At 36.2% G+C, this 19,674-nt stretch carries 21 protein-coding genes; 14 read left to right on the top strand and 7 right to left on the bottom strand.

The features are described 5' to 3' along the window. Positions 1-9 precede the first annotated feature (9 nt). A complete protein-coding gene (gene pheA / locus ACXACQ_RS01630) occupies positions 10-1,083 on the bottom strand; it encodes a prephenate dehydratase (RefSeq protein WP_474975031.1) in 1,074 nt (357 codons plus the stop codon). A 96-nt stretch (positions 1,084-1,179) separates the two neighbouring features. Here pheA and ACXACQ_RS01625 point away from each other — a divergent pair, with 96 nt between their 5' ends. Continuing rightward, positions 1,180-2,358, top strand: a complete 1,179-nt coding sequence (locus ACXACQ_RS01625; protein WP_474974174.1) for a proline dehydrogenase family protein — start codon at positions 1,180-1,182, stop codon at positions 2,356-2,358. A gap of 113 nt (positions 2,359-2,471) precedes the next feature. Continuing rightward, entirely contained in the window at positions 2,472-4,205 is a 1,734-nt protein-coding gene (gene lysS / locus ACXACQ_RS01620) for a lysine--tRNA ligase (RefSeq protein WP_474974173.1), read from the top strand. A 75-nt stretch (positions 4,206-4,280) separates the two neighbouring features. On the opposite strand, the gene ACXACQ_RS01615 is transcribed toward lysS, so the two are convergent. Next, positions 4,281-6,977 carry a putative LPS assembly protein LptD gene (locus ACXACQ_RS01615; protein ID WP_474974172.1) on the bottom strand — a complete coding sequence of 899 codons (2,697 nt, stop codon included), beginning with the start codon at positions 6,975-6,977 and terminating at the stop codon, positions 4,281-4,283. A gap of 85 nt (positions 6,978-7,062) precedes the next feature. On the opposite strand from ACXACQ_RS01615, the gene ACXACQ_RS01610 reads away from it, so the two are divergent. The 4 genes from ACXACQ_RS01610 (at position 7,063) to ACXACQ_RS01595 (ending at position 11,400) form a co-directional block, all read left to right on the top strand. Further along, positions 7,063-7,863, top strand: a complete 801-nt coding sequence (locus ACXACQ_RS01610) for an N-acetylmuramoyl-L-alanine amidase family protein (protein WP_474974171.1) — start codon at positions 7,063-7,065, stop codon at positions 7,861-7,863. 9 nt (positions 7,864-7,872) lie between these two features. Further along, a complete protein-coding gene (locus ACXACQ_RS01605; protein ID WP_474974170.1) occupies positions 7,873-8,835 on the top strand; it encodes an MlaD family protein in 963 nt (320 codons plus the stop codon). A 70-nt stretch (positions 8,836-8,905) separates the two neighbouring features. Beyond that, complete coding sequence (locus ACXACQ_RS01600; RefSeq protein WP_474974169.1) at positions 8,906-10,531, top strand: acyl-CoA carboxylase subunit beta; 1,626 nt, start codon at positions 8,906-8,908, stop codon at positions 10,529-10,531. Between the two features lie 8 nt (positions 10,532-10,539). Further along, entirely contained in the window at positions 10,540-11,400 is an 861-nt protein-coding gene (locus ACXACQ_RS01595; protein WP_474974168.1) for a transglutaminase-like domain-containing protein, read from the top strand. Here ACXACQ_RS01595 and ACXACQ_RS01590 read toward each other — a convergent pair. Together ACXACQ_RS01590 and ACXACQ_RS01585 are read right to left on the bottom strand one after the other, a co-directional pair. Next, entirely contained in the window at positions 11,397-11,969 is a 573-nt protein-coding gene (locus ACXACQ_RS01590; protein ID WP_474974167.1) for a redoxin domain-containing protein, read from the bottom strand. The genes ACXACQ_RS01595 and ACXACQ_RS01590 overlap by 4 nt on opposite strands. 7 nt (positions 11,970-11,976) lie before the next feature. Next, on the bottom strand, positions 11,977-12,618 hold the full coding sequence (locus tag ACXACQ_RS01585) for a 4'-phosphopantetheinyl transferase family protein (RefSeq protein ID WP_474974166.1): 642 nt from the start codon (positions 12,616-12,618) through the stop codon (positions 11,977-11,979). 57 nt (positions 12,619-12,675) lie between these two features. On the opposite strand from ACXACQ_RS01585, the gene ACXACQ_RS01580 reads away from it, so the two are divergent. From ACXACQ_RS01580 to folB, 3 genes are read left to right on the top strand one after another with little or no spacing between them, the layout of a single operon-like run. Continuing rightward, on the top strand, positions 12,676-13,593 hold the full coding sequence (locus tag ACXACQ_RS01580) for a WD40 repeat domain-containing protein (RefSeq protein ID WP_474974165.1): 918 nt from the start codon (positions 12,676-12,678) through the stop codon (positions 13,591-13,593). A gap of 24 nt (positions 13,594-13,617) precedes the next feature. Further along, positions 13,618-14,457 (top strand): DivIVA domain-containing protein, encoded by an 840-nt coding sequence (locus tag ACXACQ_RS01575; protein WP_474974164.1) that lies wholly within the window; start codon positions 13,618-13,620, stop codon positions 14,455-14,457. Continuing rightward, positions 14,457-14,819, top strand: coding sequence for a dihydroneopterin aldolase (gene folB, locus ACXACQ_RS01570; protein ID WP_474974163.1), 363 nt, complete (start codon positions 14,457-14,459; stop codon positions 14,817-14,819). Before ACXACQ_RS01575 ends, folB begins: the two co-directional genes overlap by 1 nt. Here the strand turns inward: folB and ACXACQ_RS01565 are convergent. After that, the gene (locus tag ACXACQ_RS01565; protein WP_474974162.1) at positions 14,816-15,127 is read right to left on the bottom strand and encodes a HesB/IscA family protein; all 312 of its coding nucleotides are present in this window, start codon (positions 15,125-15,127) and stop codon (positions 14,816-14,818) included. The two genes, folB and ACXACQ_RS01565, sit on opposite strands and share 4 nt — an antisense overlap. A 204-nt stretch (positions 15,128-15,331) precedes the next feature. Between ACXACQ_RS01565 and ACXACQ_RS01560 the strand changes: the two genes are divergently transcribed. Genes ACXACQ_RS01560 through ACXACQ_RS01540 form a run of 5 tightly spaced genes read left to right on the top strand, consistent with a single transcriptional unit; the run spans position 15,332 to position 17,787 of the window. After that, positions 15,332-15,853 (top strand): DUF7935 family protein, encoded by a 522-nt coding sequence (locus ACXACQ_RS01560; protein WP_474974161.1) that lies wholly within the window; start codon positions 15,332-15,334, stop codon positions 15,851-15,853. 30 nt (positions 15,854-15,883) lie between these two features. Continuing rightward, positions 15,884-16,297: a YkvA family protein gene (locus ACXACQ_RS01555; protein ID WP_474974160.1), complete on the top strand. Its 414-nt coding sequence runs from the start codon at positions 15,884-15,886 to the stop codon at positions 16,295-16,297. A gap of 48 nt (positions 16,298-16,345) precedes the next feature. Further along, positions 16,346-16,999: an oxidoreductase gene (locus ACXACQ_RS01550; RefSeq protein ID WP_474974159.1), complete on the top strand. Its 654-nt coding sequence runs from the start codon at positions 16,346-16,348 to the stop codon at positions 16,997-16,999. Between the two features lie 5 nt (positions 17,000-17,004). Beyond that, positions 17,005-17,457: a D-aminoacyl-tRNA deacylase gene (dtd, locus tag ACXACQ_RS01545; RefSeq protein ID WP_474974158.1), complete on the top strand. Its 453-nt coding sequence runs from the start codon at positions 17,005-17,007 to the stop codon at positions 17,455-17,457. 3 nt (positions 17,458-17,460) lie between these two features. Beyond that, positions 17,461-17,787, top strand: coding sequence for a nucleotide pyrophosphohydrolase (locus ACXACQ_RS01540; RefSeq protein ID WP_474974157.1), 327 nt, complete (start codon positions 17,461-17,463; stop codon positions 17,785-17,787). Here ACXACQ_RS01540 and ACXACQ_RS01535 read toward each other — a convergent pair. Together ACXACQ_RS01535 and gcvT are read right to left on the bottom strand one after the other, a co-directional pair. Next, the gene (locus ACXACQ_RS01535; protein WP_474974156.1) at positions 17,779-18,483 is read right to left on the bottom strand and encodes a 2-phosphosulfolactate phosphatase; all 705 of its coding nucleotides are present in this window, start codon (positions 18,481-18,483) and stop codon (positions 17,779-17,781) included. The two genes, ACXACQ_RS01540 and ACXACQ_RS01535, sit on opposite strands and share 9 nt — an antisense overlap. A gap of 85 nt (positions 18,484-18,568) precedes the next feature. After that, positions 18,569-19,651: a glycine cleavage system aminomethyltransferase GcvT gene (gene gcvT, locus ACXACQ_RS01530; protein ID WP_474974155.1), complete on the bottom strand. Its 1,083-nt coding sequence runs from the start codon at positions 19,649-19,651 to the stop codon at positions 18,569-18,571. Positions 19,652-19,674: the final 23 nt, after the last annotated feature.

Genomic DNA, 19,674 nt, shown 5'->3' with positions numbered 1-19,674 from the left:
AGAAGATTACTAGCAAAGTCTCGGGTAGCTGCCTAGCCATTTAATGGTCATGTCAGAGTCGCTCATTATTTCTCTTACTTTTTCGTCATCTTTATGACCTTCGAATTCTACTAAAAACCAATATTTAAAGTCTTTTCCCTCTTTGGCAGGGTAGCTCTCTATTTTAGTTAGGTTAATGTTGTTTTCGTAAAACTTTTGTAAAAATGCTGCCAGTGTTCCGGGCTTGTTGTCATTAATGAGCTTAACTAAAATGGTGGTTTTATCATTTTTACTAGCTACATTATTAAATGTGCTGCTAATGATCAAAAACCTTGTGTAGTTATCCGGGCTGTCTTCAATGTTCTGGAATAAAATAGGGAGATGATACATTTTTGCTGCAATAGGAGAGCAAATGGCAGCAGACTTAGGGTCTTCAGCAGCTAGTTTAGAAGCCTTAGAAGTAGAGTCTACCGGTATCAGTTCAATATTTTTATTCGTGAAATATTCGCTAATGAATTTGTCACATTGTTTAAATGCGATGTCTTTTGAGTAAATCTTTGTGATGTCTGCAGTGTGGTCACTTTTAGTGGCAAATGCAAAATGTATAGGCATTGGAATTTCAGCAGCAATATTAATCTCGTAATCGCTGAGGTAATTGATAGTTTCATTTACCATTCCTTGCTGGTTGTTTTCCATAGGAATAATGCCAAATCGTACTCGCTCAGTGGTTACAGCTTCAAAAACAGATTGAATAGTTTTTAATGAAATGTATTCACTCATGGCTCCGAATTTTGCTTCTGCCGCTTGATGCGTAAAGCTGCCTTCTGGGCCTAAATATGCTACTTTTTCGGGTAATTCAATATTTCTACTCACGGCAAATATTTCCAGGAAAATGGCTTCAATAGCACTTTTATTTAGCTTACCTTTATTCGCAGCACAAAGCCTGTCGATAATCGCTTTTTCGCGTTCGGGGCGGTAGATGCTGGCATTAGTATTTTTCTTAATGTCTCCTATGGATTTTACCAAATCCATTCTCTTATTGAGTAGCTCCAATAGATCATGATCTATTGTGTCTATTCCTTTTCTTAGTTCGTCTATGTTCACGGCTTCAGTCATCGTGGAATAAAGATATTTAAAAATTTAAAACAACAGAGACGTAAAGTGTTAATTTATATCTTTGCGCATGTTTATTAGTAACTTATGCAAATAAAATCTCAGATAACGTTTGATGATACATCGGTTGCTTTTGGGGCCAAGCCCGATAAAGCACTGAAAAAAGCTAACTTTATTTTTACTGTTATTAATAACCCTACGATTTCTGCTGTGGGTACTAAACTTGTAAAGTTAGCATTGTCTGCCAGATTGCCCATAAAAGGGGTGATTAAGCATACTGTTTTTGAACAATTTTGTGGAGGGGAAAATATTGAGCAAACCACTAAAACCATAGAAGGCATGGCAGAGTACCATGTTGGAGGTATTTTGGATTACTCAGTAGAAGGTGAGAAAAATGAGAAATCATTTAATGCTACCCGAGATGAAATTCTGAAAACCATTGATAGGGCATCCACTGCTCCTAACATTCCGTTTTGCGTTTTTAAATTAACAGGTGTAGGTTATTTTTCTGTGTTACAGAAAAAGCAAGAAAAGAAAGACTTTTCTCCTAAAGAACTGGAAGCCTTTAATAGGCTAAAACAGCGTGTGAAAGATATCTGTCAAAGGGCTTATGATAAGGACATGCCTATTCTAATAGATGCTGAAGAGACTTGGATTCAGGATGCTATAGATGAAATAGTATACGAAATGATGGAACTCTATAATAAAGAAAAAGCCATTGTTTATAATACATTTCAAATGTACAGGTCTGATATGTTAGCCAATTTAAAAAAGGCCTTTCATTATGCTGCTATGAATAATTATTACTTAGGAGCTAAGCTTGTGCGTGGTGCTTATATGGAGAAGGAAAGAGAACGAGCAAAAGAAAAAGGGTATCCAAGTCCTATTCAACCCAACAAAGAAGCAACGGATGCAGACTTCAATAAGGGGCTGGAGTATTGCCTTGATAATAAACAGCGCATTTACCTGTTGTGTGGTTCTCATAATGAAAACAGTAATTATTATTTAACCATATTGATGGAGAAGCATGGTTTAAAAAATAATGATTCTCGAATTTACTTTAGCCAGCTTTTTGGTATGAGCGATAATATCTCTTATAACTTAGCAAAGGGAGGGTATAATGTGGTTAAATATGTGCCTTATGGACCTGTGAGATCAGTGATGCCTTATTTGTTTAGGCGTGCTAGTGAAAATACCTCAGTGGCTGGGCAGAGTAGTAGAGAATTAACATTAATAAGAAAAGAGATTAAGAGAAGACGATTGTAATAGTGGTAGAAGTAAGTAACGGGTGAGTATTACCTATTATTTACCGTATTATTTATTATAACTTTCGGCTATCTTTGCAATTTGAAAAATAGAAAATCTGGAATTTATAAGTTATGCAATTAAGCGAACAAGAACTCGTTAGGAGAGAAGCTAAAGCTGAATTAGAAAAATTAGGGATTAATCCTTACCCTTCAGAGTTATTTGAAGTAAACGTTTCGGCAAGTGAGATTAAGCAAAATTATGAAAAGCAAAAGATTGAATATAAGAACATCTCTATTGCTGGTCGCTTAATGAGCAAGAGGGTGATGGGTTCGGCTTCATTCGCAGAAATTCAAGACTCAACAGGAAGAATTCAGGTATATGTAAGAAGAGATGATATCTGCCCTGATGAGGACAAAACATTATATAACACGGTATTTAAAAAATTACTTGATAGAGGAGACTTTATTGGAGTAAAAGGATATGTGTTTACTACACAAACGGGCGAATTGTCTATACATGTTGAAGACTTAAAGGTGCTCTCTAAGTCTTTAAAGCCGTTACCAATAGTAAAAGAAACAACTGATGAAGAGGGTAATGTTGTAAAGCACGATGCCTTTTCTTCTCCCGAATTAAGATATAGACAGAGGTATGTTGATTTAGTAGTTAACTCTGAGGTGAAAGACGCTTTTGTTAAGAGAACTCAGTTGGTGAACTCAATGAGAACATACCTTAATGATAAAGGGTATTTGGAAGTAGAAACTCCTATTTTGCAACCTCTATATGGTGGGGCTGCAGCAAGACCATTTAAAACGCATCATAATACTTTAGATATGACACTTTATTTGCGAATAGCAAATGAGTTGTACCTAAAAAGGTTGATCGTAGGAGGTTTTGATGGGGTCTATGAGTTCTCTAAAGATTTTAGAAACGAAGGAATGTCTCGTTTTCACAACCCTGAATTTACCCAGGTAGAGCTTTATGTAGCTTATAAGGACTATAACTGGATGATGGATTTGGTGGAAGAAATGGTTGAGAAGGTAGCGATGGATCTCCATGGTACTACAAAGGTGCAAGTAGGTGAAAATGTAATTGACTTTAAAAGGCCTTGGAAACGCTTTACCATGTTTGAAGCTATTGAGCATTTTACAGGTATTGATATTTCTGAAATGAGTGAAGAGGAGTTGAGAAAAACTGCTGATGAACTTAATGTGCCTGTAGACAATACTATGGGTAAAGGTAAGTTGATAGATGAGATTTTTGGAGAGAAGTGTGAGGGTAAACTCATTCAGCCTACCTTCATTACAGATTATCCTGTAGAAATGTCTCCTTTGGCTAAGAAGCATAGAGATAAAGAAGGCTTAGTGGAGAGGTTTGAAGCAATTGCCAATGGTAAAGAAATTTGTAATGCATTCTCTGAATTGAATGACCCGATAGACCAGCGTCAGCGATTTGAAGAACAGTTAGAATTAGGTAAGAGAGGTGATGAAGAAGCAATGACTCTAGATGAAGATTTCTTGAGAGCATTAGAATATGGAATGCCTCCTACAGCAGGGTTGGGAGTTGGTATTGATAGGTTAACTATGATAATGACTAACTCAAATTCTATTCAGGATGTATTGTTCTTCCCTCAAATGAAGCCTGAGAAGAAAGTGGCCTACGCTACTGTTGAAGATTTTGTTAACCAAGGTGTTAGAGAAGAATTAGTGCCTATTTTGCAGAAGATAGGGATACTTACAATTAAGCAGTTGAAAGAAGCTGTGCCTTCTAAATTGTTTAATGATGTGTGTGGTACTAGAAAGAAAATGAAGCTTAAGGATGTTAAAAATCCTGACCTTGATGAGGTGACAAGCTGGATTGAGGCTTAAGCATCAACCATTTTAAAATAACAAAAAAGGCTGAAGATTATATCTTCAGCCTTTTTTGTTTTGTAGTTGTATATTTTAATTGTCGTAGAAACTTCTTGTTCTGTTGAGTTTTAAGTCTTGCAGTAAAGAAGATTTTACTCTGATAGTAAAGTTGTAGTTAGTGTATATTCCGAATGGAGTCCAGTTGAGGTTCATCTCCCAGCAATGTAAATCTCTGGATATACCAAAAGTGGTGGCTGAGACTTCTTTTTCTTCAAAGTCATACCCCGTGTTGTAAGTTATTTTCCATTTGTCAGATAACGAGAAGTCTCCTGATAAACGAAGCGTTTGGGTTATTTTAGGGTCTTCGAAACCTACTTTGGCGTAGTTAAAGCTATAGTTAAGCCTTACACTCCAAGGAATGCTGAAGTCAACATATGAATCAGGATTGTTTAGTAAATAATCTTTATCTGTATCGTTCAGGTTTGAGTCATTTATCCTTTTTCTGGTTTCTTCATCTTTTTTCTGTCCCTTAGGGTTGAAATTGGTGCTTAATGCTACGTTAGCATTTGAAATTTGCCCTAGTCCCTGACCATTGTTCCATGCATATTGGTCTATTCTGTGTTGGTCATATATAGTTGTACCTTGAGTGTTTACACTGGTACCATCTAGGACATAAACATAAGGGTCAATAGTGCTGCTAAAGTTAATGTTCACCTTCTTTTTAAATATGGAGGTATTAGCCCTTAGGCTTATGTTAGAAAGGTTAAATGAATCAGCCACTATGTTATAAGACGTGCTTAGTCCAAAGTTGTTAAGAATAGGTACTTTGGTAGAGGTAGAGTCATTTTTAACCTTCATTTCTAAGGTGTTGTTTAAAGAGAAGCTTACGCTTCCACTTTCTCCCTGTGAAGGCGATCCATAAACATAGCTTTCATATCTTGATTTTAATACTTCACCCTCTTCAGTCTCTACACGTTGATAATAACCGTATTTCTCTGCGCTAAAATCAGGTTGATAGCTGAATGATATATTTGGGTTCATTACATGGCGTATTGCCTGTACTTTGCCTTTCTTAAAGAAGTAAGTTCCGTAAAGTCTGGTGCTGAAGCTAGTACTTATGCTGTAGTCATAAACTCTATTAAAACCATCTATAGTGTCTTTCTTTACTACATCTCCAGTTTCATTATCTACTCCCCATAGCAATTGATTAAAATACCATCTTTCTTCATAAGATACAGAAGGAGAGGCCGTGAAGTATTTTAGTACTTTGAATGAAGTACTTAATGGAATGCTGTGTTTTATTCCTTTGTTTGAGTTTTTGAAGAATGTAGGTAAATTATCAAAATCAAATGGAGCAATACTATCATATGTGGCATCAGTACCAATTCTACCTAAGTTGTTAGTAAGGTTATTAGTCCCAACTAATGCATAACGAAGGTTTAGTTTTTCTACCCAGTTATTTGAAGATCCTGTTTTACCTTTAAAAGGATAAACGTTCGACATGTTAAACGTTAAAGAAGGTAAAAGTAAATCTACTTCTCTTGATGAAACGTCCTGATTGTGTCTCATGCTTAAACCTAGAGAAAACGGTGTTCCTTGAAAGGTTTTAGAGTACGATATGTTTGAGCTTAACTTTCTGGTGAAGTTGTTAATTCCATTCTGCCCATCGTCTGTACTAAAACCTAAGTAGTTGTTGGAGTTATAGCTTGAAGTGGCAGCATTTACTGAAGCAGAGAATCTACTGGTTCCCTTAGATTCTGGTGAATGACTCCATGATAAACGATAGTCATTTCTTGTGTCTTCATTTTCAATTTTACTTGAGAGCCTTAATTTGGTGTAGTCAAAATTAACATTACCACTATAAGAATACCTCTTTCTATAGACAGTATTCATGTGAACACCATGTCCTCCTTTAGAATATAAATCCCCTCTTATAGCTGTTTTAACGTATTCACTAAAGTCAAAGAAGTAACCGCCACCTCTTAAATAGAACCCTCTAACTCTTTCTTCTCCATAAGAAGGTATAATTATACCTGATGAAGCTTCATTTTTTGCAGGAAACATTCCAAAGAAGAAGCCTAATGGCGTTGGTACGTCATTAATCTCCAAATTAAATGGTCCTGATACAATTTTATCGTTAGGTATAGCTTTGGTTTTTCTTGCGCGTATTCTATAATGTGGGTGTGCAAGATCACAAGTAGTATAGGTGTTGTTTATACTAAAGAGTTCGTTTTTGTTGTTTTTATAAACAGTTTCTCCGTGTAAATAACCTTCACCTTGTTTAGTTACCACTTCGGTAATCCTCGCTCTACCGGTTTTAAAATTATAGGTGATGTCTTTTGTTTCATAGACTTCAGCCCCGTTTTTAAAAATGGGGTAACCTATTTTTTGCCCCAGCGAGTCTTGATGACCATGTGCGGTTAAGGTTTGTGATGTATAGTCGATATTAATTCGGTCTGACTCTAGGTCAATAACCCCATAATCAATTTTAGAATCACCATATAATTTTACCACCTTTGTGTTAATGGAAAAATTAATAGAGTCTCTGGCAGAGTAATTGATTGTAGTTTCAATATCGCCTTTTTCTTTTGGTTGCTCGTTCTTTACAGAATCCGCAACTAATGATGTGGTGTCGCTGTTATTAATAGAGGAATCACCTTCTATTAATTTTTTATTAGAAAATTCATTTAAAGAATCAATTTTTTGCTCAGTTTGAGCTTGACTTATAGAAATGAAAAAACCAAAAAAAACGAAGAGCAACAAGTACTTAGCAGAATCCCAGACTTTCAATTTAAACAGTGTATTTTTCGGTTTTAAAGAAAAAGTTACAATTTTGTGTAAAGTTATTAGAATAACTTTTAAGAAGCGAAAGATTGTGAAGAATATTACCATTGTATTTCTCCTGCTAGCAATAACCTTGCTAACTTCATCATCCACACTAAGAAAAACTGATTTTAAAGTCAGAACGGTAGTGATTGATGCCGGTCATGGTGGGCATGACCCTGGAACTCATGGCAGTTATACCAAAGAGAAAGATTTAGTTTTAAATGTTGCGCTCAAGTTAGGAGGCTATATTAAAGAGTTTTTGCCCGATGTAAAAGTCATTTACACTAGAGATGACGATAATTTTGTTACGTTAAATGGCAGGGCTGAAATTGCTAATAAAAATAAAGCGGATGTTTTTATATCTATCCATGCTAATTCATTACCTGCCAGCGTTAGTCAAACCAGAAAGGATCAGATAAGAGGTACTGAGACTTATGTGATGGGGGCACAAAATACAGGTAGAAACTTAGAAGTGGCCAAAAGAGAAAATGCCGTAATCATGCTAGAGGAGGACTATGAAAAAACATATGGTTTCGACCCTAACTCGCCTGAGTCATATATCTTGTTTTCGCTCACTCAATCCGCATTTCAGGATAAAAGTATTTACTTGGCTAAAAAAATTGAAGATCAATTTAAAACAAGAGCGGGCCGACACAGTTTAGGAGTAAAGCAGTCTAGTCTTTACGTCCTCTGGAGTACTGCCATGCCTAGCGTTTTAGTAGAAATTGGTTATCTTTCCAATTCCAAAGAAGAACGCGAACTTAATACAGGTTCTGTGCAAGGTAATATTGCTTCCGGGATTTTTAGGGCGTTCAGGGATTATAAAAATGAAATTGAATCTTTAAATTAATAAATATACGTGAAGGTTTCTAAGGAATTGAAAGTAGGCCTTTTTATGGTCTTTTCTATCGCTATTCTTTATCTAGGGTTTAACTATCTTAAAGGTATAGATTTCTTTTCTTCTAATGATAAGTATTATGCTGTCTATGAAAATGTAGATGGCCTAAGCGTATCTAACCCTGTTTATGTAAATGGTTTTATTGTAGGGCGTGTCAGTGGTATCCGCTTAATGCAAAGCCATGATGATCAGATTTTAGTAGAAATGGATATTAATGGTGATATTACCCTTGGAGATTCTGCTACTGCTACGCTCAATAGTGATTTCTTAGGTAATAAATCTATTTTACTAAGTACTGGAAATATTGAGCGACCAATAGAGGCTGAAGATACCTTAATTGCAGTATTGGATAAGGGTATAGCGGATATTTTAGCAGAAAGTGCTCAGCCGGTGGCTAATAACCTAGAAGCTACTATCAAAAAGATTAATGTTATTTTAGATAACCTTTCGGGAAATAGCGAAAAGATCAATAGAATGATGGATAGTTTTGAAAAAACACCAGTGCTACTAAATGCAACTATTGTTGAAGCTAAGCATGATTTAAACGCGCTTCAGAAGACTTTTGATGGCGTAGGCAACGAACTGAATACTACTTTAAAACAGACACGACCTTTACTCAAAAATTTAACGGTTTTTAGTGATTCACTCAAAAGGTTGGAGTTGAATAAAACTATAAGAGAAACTAACTCGGCTATAGCTAAGTTAAACGAGGCCATTGATCAATTTACTAAGAATGATGGAACGCTAGGTAAGTTGATTAATGAAGATTCATTATATGTACATATGAATGATGCTGTTGAAAACCTTGATAAACTGCTCATTCACTTTGATACTCAACCTAAACACTTTTTAGCTCCACTAGGAAAAAGCAAAAAGAAAATAGAAAAAGATAGGGAAAAGGCTAGTCGCAAGGAGGAGGATTAATCATCCTGTTTTTTCCTATTGTCTGTAAAAAGGTGTAATTTTTCTCGTACTAACTAATTTTAATTTCCTTATGGATATTGAATTTAATAAAAACGAGGACTACCACAAACAGCTGATATATCAATTAAAAAAGAAGGCTGAACAGACAAAACTAGGTGGAGGTCAAAAGAAAATAGACTCACAGCATAAGAAGGGGAAATTAACTGCGCGCGAGCGAATAGATTATTTACTAGATAAGGACTCTCCTTTTCTTGAAATAGGACTATTTGCTGGTGATGGTATGTATGAAGATGTTGGTGGGTGCCCCTCTGGAGGTGTAGTTGCTGGTATTGGATATGTTTCTGGCAGGCAGATGGTAATTGTAGCCAATGATGCCACCGTAAAAGCAGGTGCATGGTTTCCTATTACAGCAAAAAAGAACCTGCGGGCGCAAGAAGTAGCCATGGAAAATCGTTTGCCAATAGTTTATTTGGTAGACAGTGCAGGGGTTTTTCTGCCCATGCAAGATGAAATATTTCCTGATAAAGAACATTTTGGGAGGCAGTTTAGAAATAATGCTAAAATGTCTGCAATGGGTATAGTACAGATAGCTGCTATCATGGGTAGTTGTGTGGCGGGAGGAGCCTATTTGCCAATTATGAGCGATGAAGCCGTAATAGTGGATAAAACAGGAAGTATTTTCCTTGCCGGGTCATACCTTGTTAAAGCAGCTATTGGTGAAAATATAGATAATGAAACATTAGGAGGAGCTACTACACACTGTGAAATTAGCGGTGTTACTGATAATAAATTCGATAATGATGAAGCTTGTCTTGATTATATTCGGTCTATTGTAGATAAAATTGGCGAAAGCGAAAAGGCAGGTTTTGATCGGAAAGAAGCGGTAGCACCAGCCTTATCAGCCGAAGAGCTTTTAGGATTTTTTCCTAGAGATAGGGTAAAGCCTTATAACGTAAAGCAGATTCTTGATGCCATTTTGGATAAAGATTCTTTTGATGAATACAAACCTTTGTATGGACAAACCATAGTATGTGGTTTTGGTAGAGTAGATGGATGGGCAGTGGGTGTTGTGGCTAATCAAAGAGAAGTGGTGAAGAGTAAAAAGGGTGAGATGCAAATGGGGGGCGTTATCTATTCTGATTCAGCAGATAAGGCGGCACGGTTTATTATGAATTGTAATCAGCGTAAAATACCATTGGTGTTTCTTCAAGATGTAAGTGGTTTTATGGTTGGTAGTAAGGCCGAACATGGAGGGATTATTAAAGATGGCGCTAAAATGGTGAATGCCATGGCTAACTCCACGGTGCCTAAGTTCACAATTGTGATGGGTAACTCTTACGGTGCAGGTAACTATGCTATGTGTGGAAAGGCGTATGACCCAAGATTGATTTATGCTTGGCCCACGGCACAAATGGCTGTGATGAGTGGTGCTTCTGCCGCTAAAACATTACTCCAGATTAAAGTAGCTACGCTGGAAGCTCAAGGTAAGGAAATAGACGAAGAGGAGAAACAGGCACTATTGAATGAGATTACTGAAAAATATAATAAAGAATTGAGCCCATATTATGCAGCTTCTCGTTTGTGGGTAGATGGTATTATAGACCCAAGAGAAACAAGAAAGGTAATTTCTATAGGCATAGAAGCTGCTAATCATGCTCCGGTAGAAAAATATAACGTTGGAGTAATTCAAACGTAAAATACTATATGAAGGATAGTGAATTAAAAGCATTGGTCTCATTATTAGATGATGACGATAATGAGATTATCACACATGTGGAGGAGAAAATTATTTCGTTAGGTGAAAATGTAATTCCATTTCTGGAGACAGAGTGGGAAAGCAACCTTAATCCTTTGGTGCAAACAAGAATAGAAGACCTGATACATACTCTGCAGTATGATTTACTGCAAAGCAGGTTGGTGGATTGGTTTAATCAAGAGGAGCCTGATTTGCTGGAAGGCATGTGGCTGGTGGCTACTTATCACTATCCTGATTTGGAGTTGCAAAAACTGAGGCAGGAGCTAGATCAGATATACTATGAGGCTTGGTTAGAGTTTAAGAATGATGTTCACCCATATGATCAGGTGAAAATTTTGAACAGTGTTCTTTTTAGTAAGCTGAAATTTGGAGCTAATACTAAAAACTTTCATAGCCCAGGAAATTCAATGTTGAATGCGGTGTTGGATTCAAAGAAAGGTAATCCCATTTCCTTGTGTGTATTGTATATGCTAGTAGCGCGCAAGTTAAAAATGCCTGTGTATGGAGTGAATTTGCCTAATCTCTTTATTCTAACCTATAAAAGTGATAACCCTGCTATTCCTCAGTTTTATATCAATGCATTTAATAGAGGTTTAATCTTTTCAAAAGATGATATTGATCATTACATAGCTGAGTTAAGGATAAACCAAGATGAGACTTACTATCAGCCCTGCACTAGCAAAGATATTGTATTAAGGTCTTTAAGGAATTTGGTGGTGGCTTTTGAAAAAATAGGAGACCACTCTAAATCAGACGAAATAAAGACTTTGCTTAATGGTATCGGGCATGGTAACGATTTTGCTCGTTAGTTGCTTTCTTTTATCATGCAGCCGATTGGGCGTTGACCTGCAGCGGCTGGGAGCCCTTTTAATAAATTATTAATATTATCTCTCAGGTAGTAATACTTTACATCACTAGCTACCTGAGGATTGTTATCTATAGCCCCCTTATAATAGACCGAAAAACTACCTTGGCTTGGCTTTAATAAAAATGCTTGTGGGCTTTTGTGAGCATCAAATATTCGCATAGCGGTTTGATCTGCATCTTTTAGATAAGGGACGGAAATGTTCCACTCATTTAATTTTCTTCTCATAGCTTCTAGAGATTCTTCTGCTTCGGTATGAGAATTAATAAGAACGAAACCTACATCCTTGCTTTCAAAATCTTTAATAAGTGTCGTTATTCTGCTTTCATAATATTCTGCATAAGGACATATGTTACTAAAGAAAACTACAACCACAGCCTTTTTAGAGGTGAAGCTGCTCATTGCTACCTCGCTGCCTGTTCCAGCATCTTTTAATGTAATGCTTTTTATGCTTTGACCATTCAGTAAATGAACGGTGCAGATGAAGAATAAGAGTACAATAGATTTTTTCATTATTTTATTAATCTATATTGAAGGCTATAATATAATTATCTTCAATGCGATATTCTAATTGATAGCTTATTACTCTATCAGTTGCAATAATTTTGCCATTAAATACACCACGAGTTTCATTTAAGTGAAAAGGCGATATGTATATATTTTCTTTGAAAGATAAGTTTTTACGACCATGCACTTTGTATAATGCTTCTTTTGCACACCAGTATATGCACAGCATTTTGATGTCGTTATTGGTGTCTATTACTTCTTGCGGGTTTAGAAATTTATGTTGTACTCTAATTAGTTTGCTAGTAGCTTTTTCTAAATCTACCCCAACACTATTTTCTGAATCTAAAATTACGGCTATGTAAGGATGAGAATTAGTAATAGATATATGATGCTTGTGTTCGTTTAAGAAAGGCTTGCCATGGCTATCTTTAATTAAACCATGATAGGTTAAACCTATATGCTCTACCAAAGCCTTAGTAGTAAGCCTTCCGGTTACCCATTCAAGTTTCTTCTGGTCATTTTTAAATCCATTGACCAAAGCCAAATCATCAGAGTTTGGGGATAGCAGCCGGATGAGATCATCGAAAGATTCTTCCGTTTTCCAAAACCCTAAATATCTGTGGGTATTTATTTTTTCTATTTTGATTAGTGGCATTTGATAACTGACAGGAAACTTGCTTCTTTGCTTAAATTATTAAATTAATCATTATACATGGGCAAAGTTAACGTTTCCAAACTCAAAACCTTTACCGGTCATAATGATTGTGTTTATACATTAGAGCCAACTCAATACGATCATATATTTTTTTCTGGTGCAGGAGATGGCATGGTTGCTTATTGGAATTTAAAAGATTCTGATAATGGACAACTGGTTGCTAAACTGCCCAATTCAATATATGCTATACATTATCTGAAAGATAAAGATTTATTGATAATAGGGCATAATTATGATGGCATTCATTTTATAAATTGGGAACAAAAAAAAGAAGTGGCTTCTCTACAATTAACAGATGAAGCAATTTTTGATATAAAATCATATAACAGTCATCTATTGGTAGGTGATAAAAAAGGAGTAGTGCATGTAGTAGATATAGAAGAGAATAAGGTAGTGCAGCGGTTAAGTGTGTCGGAGGCTAGTGTAAGGTCTATAGCTATAAATACTGTGCGCAAAGAAATGGCTGTAGGCACAAGTGATAACTCAATTAAGATTTACAGTCTTGATGATTACACCTTGTTATATGAATTGAAAGAACATAGTAACTCCGTTTTTGCAGTGAAGTATTCACCTGATAATGAGCTTTTAATTACAGCAGGGAGAGATGCACATATTAAGATATGGGATGTTAATGCAGGGTATTTATTGTTGCAAGATATAGCCGCACATATGTACACCATTAATCATATAGACTTTAGTCCGGATGGTAAACATTTTGTAACTTGTAGCATGGACAAATCCATAAAAGTTTGGGACGTTAGTGCTTTTAAATTGTTAAAAGTTATAGATAAAGCACGTCATGCAGGGCACGGTACATCAGTGAATAAACTTTTGTGGTCTGCACACAATAATCTTTTAGTGAGTGCGAGTGATGATAGGGCAATATCTGTGTGGAATTTAGAGTTTGATAGTTAAGTAGTTGGTTAATAATATGATAATATGAAGATAACACCTTTAGAGATACGTCAAAAAACTTTTGAGAAGGCATTTCGTGGGCTTGATAAAGATGAAGTGACAGCTTTTTTGATCACCATGTCTCAGGAGTGGGAAAAATTAATTGATGAAAATAAAGAGCTTAGAATTAAGCTAGAGGCATCTGAAAAGGAAGTGGAGAAATTAAGGGAAGTAGAAAATTCACTTTTTAAAACCTTAAAAACAGCGGAAGATACAGGTGCTAATATGATAGATCAGGCTACTAAAACTGCTGATTTGCATATGCGTGAAACGCAAATGAAGGCTGATGCTTTGCTTACCGATGCTAAGAATAGGGCAAAGGACATTATGGAAGAGGCAGAGCTTAAATCCAGAAATACTATTGATGAGATGGAGTCAGAAATTAGGGATTTGGTGCATGTTTACCGTGCATTAGAAAATGCCAAAGATGACTTATTGGTAGATATTAGAAGTTTTGCTAACGATGCTTTGGAGAAAGTGGAGCGCGTAAGGTCTCAGAAAAAGAAATTTGATGTAGAGGCTATGGTTGTTCGTCTGAAGCGTGAGTCTGTAGATAAAGTAGCTAAAACCACTTTGAAACTTGATAGTGAAACTACCAGTGATTTTGCTTCTACTAATCCATCAATAGAGCTTTATAATGCAGAAAAGGATGACGAAGATTACGGGTTTAAAGATGAGGTAGAGGAGGTGAATTACCGTGAGGAGGTTGAGCCCGTAAAGGAGGAAGAGCCTGTGATGGAAGAACCAAAAAAGGTTAGCCCAGAAGAAAAGAAAGAAAAACCAAAGAAGAGCAAAAGCACTTCATTTTTTGATGACATTGAGTAATGGGGGAAATTTCATTGAAGGGACTTCGTTTTAAAGCTTACCATGGGTACTATGACGAAGAAAGAGAAAAGGGCAACCACTTTGAAGTAAATATTACTGTTAAAACTAATTTTGATAAGGCTTCTTCTGATGATGACTTGAATGGCACCGTGGATTATGAAGTGCTATATAAAATTATTAAAGATGAAATGAGTATCTCATCGAAGCTATTGGAGCACGTGGTAGAGCGTATGGCTGATAGGATAATGGATGAAATACCCGCAGTTAGAAAAATGCACTTGGCCCTTTCTAAATTTAACCCGCCAATAGGTGGCGAGTGTAGAGAGGCCGTAGTGGCTATAAAGAGAAAAAGGCCTCGTTAAGAGGCTGCATCTTGCTTTACAAAGGAAAAACCTCTGGCATCAGCCCCCTCATAAAAGTCAACTTCTAGCCCTAGTAGATACATCGTTTCCTTTTTCTGTACCAGTACAGGTATTTCTTCTATAATATATTCAATATCGTTTTCACGTTTGGTATCAAAACCCAGCATGTAAGTGAATCCTGCACATCCTCCGCTGCCTTTAATACCGATCCTTAAAAAATACCCTTCAGGTATATTTTTGTTTGTCATGATGTTTTTTACTTCTTCAACAGCTTTTGGTGTAAGTGTTACAGGTATGAAGTCTATCATAGTTCTTTCGCTTTGCCTTTTCTAAAATGTAAACTTAGAAAAGAAAAAATTAATTTCAATTATGCTTAAAAATCAATAAACGAGATATACCGATATTAAGTTGGTCTTTTATTAATATCCTTTTCTTTGGCAGTAACAGATTGCTTTTATTATAAAATGTGTATTGAAATTCATTAATTTAGAGTCAGACTTTAATCAGAATTTATGGAATTAATTATTGAATTTGCTAAGCTGTTGGTACCAGCTGCTATTGTATTATATGCAATGTATTTAGTTGTTAAATCATTTTTAGATAAGGAGCTTGCTAAGCAAAGTTTGGAGATTAGAGGTAAAAGTATCGAAACTGTTTTGCCTAACCGGCTACATGCTTATGAGCGCGTATGTCTTTTTATGGAGAGGATTACCCCCGAGAACCTTGTGCTTAGATTAAATAATGGTGAATATACAGCTAAAGAATTTCAGTACATTTTAGTAAAAGAAATAAGAGAGGAATACAACCATAATGTTTCTCAGCAGTTATACATGAGCGATGAGGTTTGGGAACGCGTAAAAAGCTGTAAAGAAGGCTTAATTGCTGTTATTAATGAAGTGATGCTGAACATGAAAAATGATTCTACAAATGTAGATTTATCGAAAGCACTTATTGAAAAATCTGCAGGTCAGGTGACTCCTAATATTCATGGTACTATTCTTCAGTTAAAAGATGAAATTAGACAGGCATTTTAATTGTTAGGATAATAAACAAAAGGATGTCTTATGAAGGGAAACGATAGTAATAAGTTTTTTGATAACGCTAAAAACAGGGCTGCCAATATTTTAAATAATAGAGAGAAGCTTAAAAACCTGTTGAGAAATTCGGCTGATAAGTTACAGTCTATCAAAAAAGGCAAAAACAGTGAAGTATTTGAGAATGTAAACGTTATTCTTAGAATGGTCAAGGCTTACCGGGCTAAAGATTATAGAGATATACAATGGCAAAGCATTCTCATGTTTGTGGCAGCGCTGGTATATTTTGTTATGCCTGTTGATTTACTGCCTGACTTTATTCCCATTACAGGGTTGGTAGATGATTTTAGTATAATTATCTGGGTATACAACCAACTAAAGTTTGAAGTGGATAAGTTTATTGCTTGGGAAAATACTCAGAATGATACTATAAAGCTCAATTAACATTGTTGTAAATTTCTCCGTTTATAGCATAAATCTAATCTTTTAGTTATGTCAAAAGTTGCATTGGTTGTGGGTAGTACAGGTTTGGTAGGTACACAGCTTGTGCGGGATCTTGTTAATGGAGATTACTATACTACCGTAATTACTGTAAGTAGGAGGCAATACTCTTTAGTAAGCTCCAAGCTTCAAAGTATTATTAGTGATTATAGTAATATAGAAGAACAATTAAAAGATGTTAGAGCGGATGATGTTTTTTGTTGCTTAGGTACTACCATTAAGAAGGCGGGGAGCGAAAAGAAGTTTAGGCTCATTGACCACGATTACCCTTTGAAAGTAGCTAAAATAATGAAGCGTAATGGCGCTACTCAGTATTTGCTCTGCTCGTCTATGGGAGCAGACCCATCGTCTGCGTTTTTCTATAACAGAGTAAAAGGTGATGTGGAAAAAGACATTACAGCACTCAATTATCAAACATTTCATGTTTTCAGGCCTTCATTGTTATTAGGGAGCCGGAGAGAAAAAAGACCTGGAGAAAAGGCTGGGCAGTTGTTCTTTCAAGCTTTTGGCTTTGTGTTTAAAGGGTTTTTAAAGAAATATAAAGGAGTAAAAATAGAAAAAGTGGCAAAGGGAATGTATGCCGAGGCTAAACGTAATGTTTCGGGAAAGTACATTCATATGTCAGGTGAAATTCAGAACTATTAAAATACATGATTGCAGTTATTCAAAGAGTATTAGAATCATCAGTTACTATTGAGGGTGAAAAAACAGCAGCTATAAGTAAGGGGTTAATGCTACTTTTGGGAATAGAGGAAGCCGATACACAAGAAGATATTCAGTGGCTGGTGAAGAAGGTAGTTAATATGAGAATATTTGATGATGAAGAAGGGGTGATGAATAAAAGTGTAATAGATGTGGCTGGAGAGCTTTTGATTATAAGTCAGTTTACATTGCATGCAAGTACTAAAAAGGGAAATAGGCCCTCTTACATTAAAGCAGCAAAGCCTGATGTGGCTATTCCGTTGTATGAAGCATTTATAGCAGAGGCAGAGGCTCAGTTGGGTAAAAAAGTAAGTACCGGACAGTTTGGCGCAGACATGAAAGTGGCGTTAGTAAATGATGGGCCAGTAACTATAATAATAGATACAAAAGATAAAAAATAAAGCATGACTATAGAGGAGGCGCAGAAGATTGTAGATGAGTGGATCAATACCACTGGCGTTCGATATTTTAATGAGTTAACAAATATGGCCATGCTTACCGAGGAGGTGGGTGAAGTTGCCCGTATTATGGCAAGAAGGTATGGTGAGCAATCAGAAAAGGAATCTGATAAAAATAAAGACTTGGGAGATGAGATGGCAGATGTGCTATGGGTGCTCATCTGCCTGGCTAACCAAACCGGAGTGGATTTAACAGAGGCTTTTAAAAAGAACCTCGAAAAAAAATCTATCCGAGATAAGGATCGTCATAAAAACAATGATAAATTAAAGTGATACTATTTCACCATTTTTAATTACCGGTACTACATTGTATTCATCGAATTTCAGACAAAATTCAATGTCTTTATGCACGTTAAGTCTATTAAGTCTTTTAGCATGCGATGAATTCTGAACTACAGAAAGCAAGTGGTCTTTTACGTTTAAGTAAGATGATTGTAACAGGAGCGGTGCATCACATCCGTGGGCGAAGTCTGACTTTAATGCTTCTATCAGCGCTCCTGCATATAATGAATCTTCCATGTTTACTTTGCCTTTCCAGCCCGCACAAACTATCACTACATCTTTATCTTGATTTTTAAGATATTCTGCAACTGCTGTAAGGTTGAGAAATGATCCGATAATGATTTCATGTGCGCTTTCTGATTTTTGGATAGCCACAGTGCCATTGGTAGTAGTAGTGGCCACTTTCTCTCCCTGCAAATGATTTTGCATGTAGTCAAAAGGAGAATTTCCTAGATCAAAGTCTTCTACTTGAACACCATTTCGTTCACCTGCCAGAAAATAGCCTTCATTCTTCATGGCTCTGCAGTCATCTACAGAGGCAAAAGGTTTTATTGCCTTTATACCGCTGGCAATACCAGTTGTCATGCAGCTGGTGGCGCGTAGAATGTCCACGATAACAGCTACTTTATTGTTTAAATCATATAGGTGAACCAAGTCTGGACTCAGACATGCATCTATGGTTTTCATAAAAATAATACGGTTATATAGAGACGAATAAAGGCTTTATTGTAGAAATAAAGCCTTTTGATTCTTGAAAAAAATCTATTGTATATTAGATTAAAGGTAGCTTTTGTATTTGAGCTTTAAGTTTTCTGTTTCTTACTGCTACAAAAATTTCCGTTTCAGCAGCAGCTAAGTCTTTGGTTACATAGCCCATGCCTATACCTATGCCTAATGTAGGAGACATAGTGCCTGAAGTAACGTTGCCAATTACATTTCCTTCTGCATCTTCTAGGCTGTAGCCAGAGCGAGGAATTCCTTTGTCTACCATTTTAAAGCCCACTAGTTTTTTAGATACACCTTCTTCTTTTTGCTTTTGTAAAGCCGCAGAATTGATAAATTCTTTACTGAATTTGGTGATCCATCCTAGCCCGGCCTCTAAAGGTGAAGTTTTATCATCAATATCATTACCATACAGGCAGAATCCCATTTCTAATCTTAGGGTGTCGCGTGCTCCAAGCCCAATAGGTTTTATGCCCTCAGGCTCACCTACTGTCATTATCTCATTCCAGATTTTCTCGGCATGTTCGTTAGGTACATACAACTCGAAGCCACCAGCACCTGTGTAGCCTGTAGCAGAAATAATGATATTGTCTACGCCTCCAAATGCTCCAACCGTGAAATTATAGAACTTTATGGCGCTTAAATCTATTGTAGTTAACTTTTGTAATACTTGGGTAGCTTTTGGGCCTTGTATCGCAAAGAGAGATATTTTATCAGAGTCATTGCTCATTTCCACATTGTCAGTATTGAATTTGCTTATCCAATTCCAGTCTTTTTCAATGTTTGAAGCATTTACTACTAACATGTATTCTTCTTCGCCCATTTTGTAAACAAGCAAGTCATCCACAATACCACCATCTTCGTTTGGAAGACATGAGTATTGGGCTTTTCCAATAGTTAACTTAGAGGCATCGTTACTTGTCACTCTTTGTATTAAATCAATTGCTTTAGGGCCTTTTAGCATAAACTCACCCATATGCGATACATCAAAAATACCAACGCCATTCCTTACAGTATTATGCTCTTCAATATCTGATGAATAACGAACGGGCATGTTATAACCAGCAAAAGGTACCATCTTGGCGCCTAGCTTCTCGTGAATGTCGTTAAGTTGTATTTTCTTTAATTCCATATAATAAGTTTTTACTAAATGAT

It is taken from the genome of Fulvivirga sp. AWR4_260 (assembly GCF_056158185.1).
Note: the sequence above shows the minus strand (reverse complement) of the source record. Positions and strands in the feature narration are given on the sequence as shown.

Coding starts and splice junctions, on each gene's coding strand:
- ACXACQ_RS01625 (WP_474974174.1), top strand. CDS start 1,180: ATGCAAATAAAATCTCAGATAACGTTTGATGATACATCGGTTGCTTTT.
- lysS (WP_474974173.1), top strand. CDS start 2,472: ATGCAATTAAGCGAACAAGAACTCGTTAGGAGAGAAGCTAAAGCTGAA.
- ACXACQ_RS01600 (WP_474974169.1), top strand. CDS start 8,906: ATGGATATTGAATTTAATAAAAACGAGGACTACCACAAACAGCTGATA.
- ACXACQ_RS01595 (WP_474974168.1), top strand. CDS start 10,540: ATGAAGGATAGTGAATTAAAAGCATTGGTCTCATTATTAGATGATGAC.
- ACXACQ_RS01590 (WP_474974167.1), bottom strand. CDS start 11,969: ATGAAAAAATCTATTGTACTCTTATTCTTCATCTGCACCGTTCATTTA.
- ACXACQ_RS01585 (WP_474974166.1), bottom strand. CDS start 12,618: ATGCCACTAATCAAAATAGAAAAAATAAATACCCACAGATATTTAGGG.
- ACXACQ_RS01580 (WP_474974165.1), top strand. CDS start 12,676: ATGGGCAAAGTTAACGTTTCCAAACTCAAAACCTTTACCGGTCATAAT.
- ACXACQ_RS01575 (WP_474974164.1), top strand. CDS start 13,618: ATGAAGATAACACCTTTAGAGATACGTCAAAAAACTTTTGAGAAGGCA.
- folB (WP_474974163.1), top strand. CDS start 14,457: ATGGGGGAAATTTCATTGAAGGGACTTCGTTTTAAAGCTTACCATGGG.
- ACXACQ_RS01565 (WP_474974162.1), bottom strand. CDS start 15,127: ATGATAGACTTCATACCTGTAACACTTACACCAAAAGCTGTTGAAGAA.
- ACXACQ_RS01560 (WP_474974161.1), top strand. CDS start 15,332: ATGGAATTAATTATTGAATTTGCTAAGCTGTTGGTACCAGCTGCTATT.
- ACXACQ_RS01555 (WP_474974160.1), top strand. CDS start 15,884: ATGAAGGGAAACGATAGTAATAAGTTTTTTGATAACGCTAAAAACAGG.
- ACXACQ_RS01550 (WP_474974159.1), top strand. CDS start 16,346: ATGTCAAAAGTTGCATTGGTTGTGGGTAGTACAGGTTTGGTAGGTACA.
- dtd (WP_474974158.1), top strand. CDS start 17,005: ATGATTGCAGTTATTCAAAGAGTATTAGAATCATCAGTTACTATTGAG.
- ACXACQ_RS01540 (WP_474974157.1), top strand. CDS start 17,461: ATGACTATAGAGGAGGCGCAGAAGATTGTAGATGAGTGGATCAATACC.
- ACXACQ_RS01535 (WP_474974156.1), bottom strand. CDS start 18,483: ATGAAAACCATAGATGCATGTCTGAGTCCAGACTTGGTTCACCTATAT.
- gcvT (WP_474974155.1), bottom strand. CDS start 19,651: ATGGAATTAAAGAAAATACAACTTAACGACATTCACGAGAAGCTAGGC.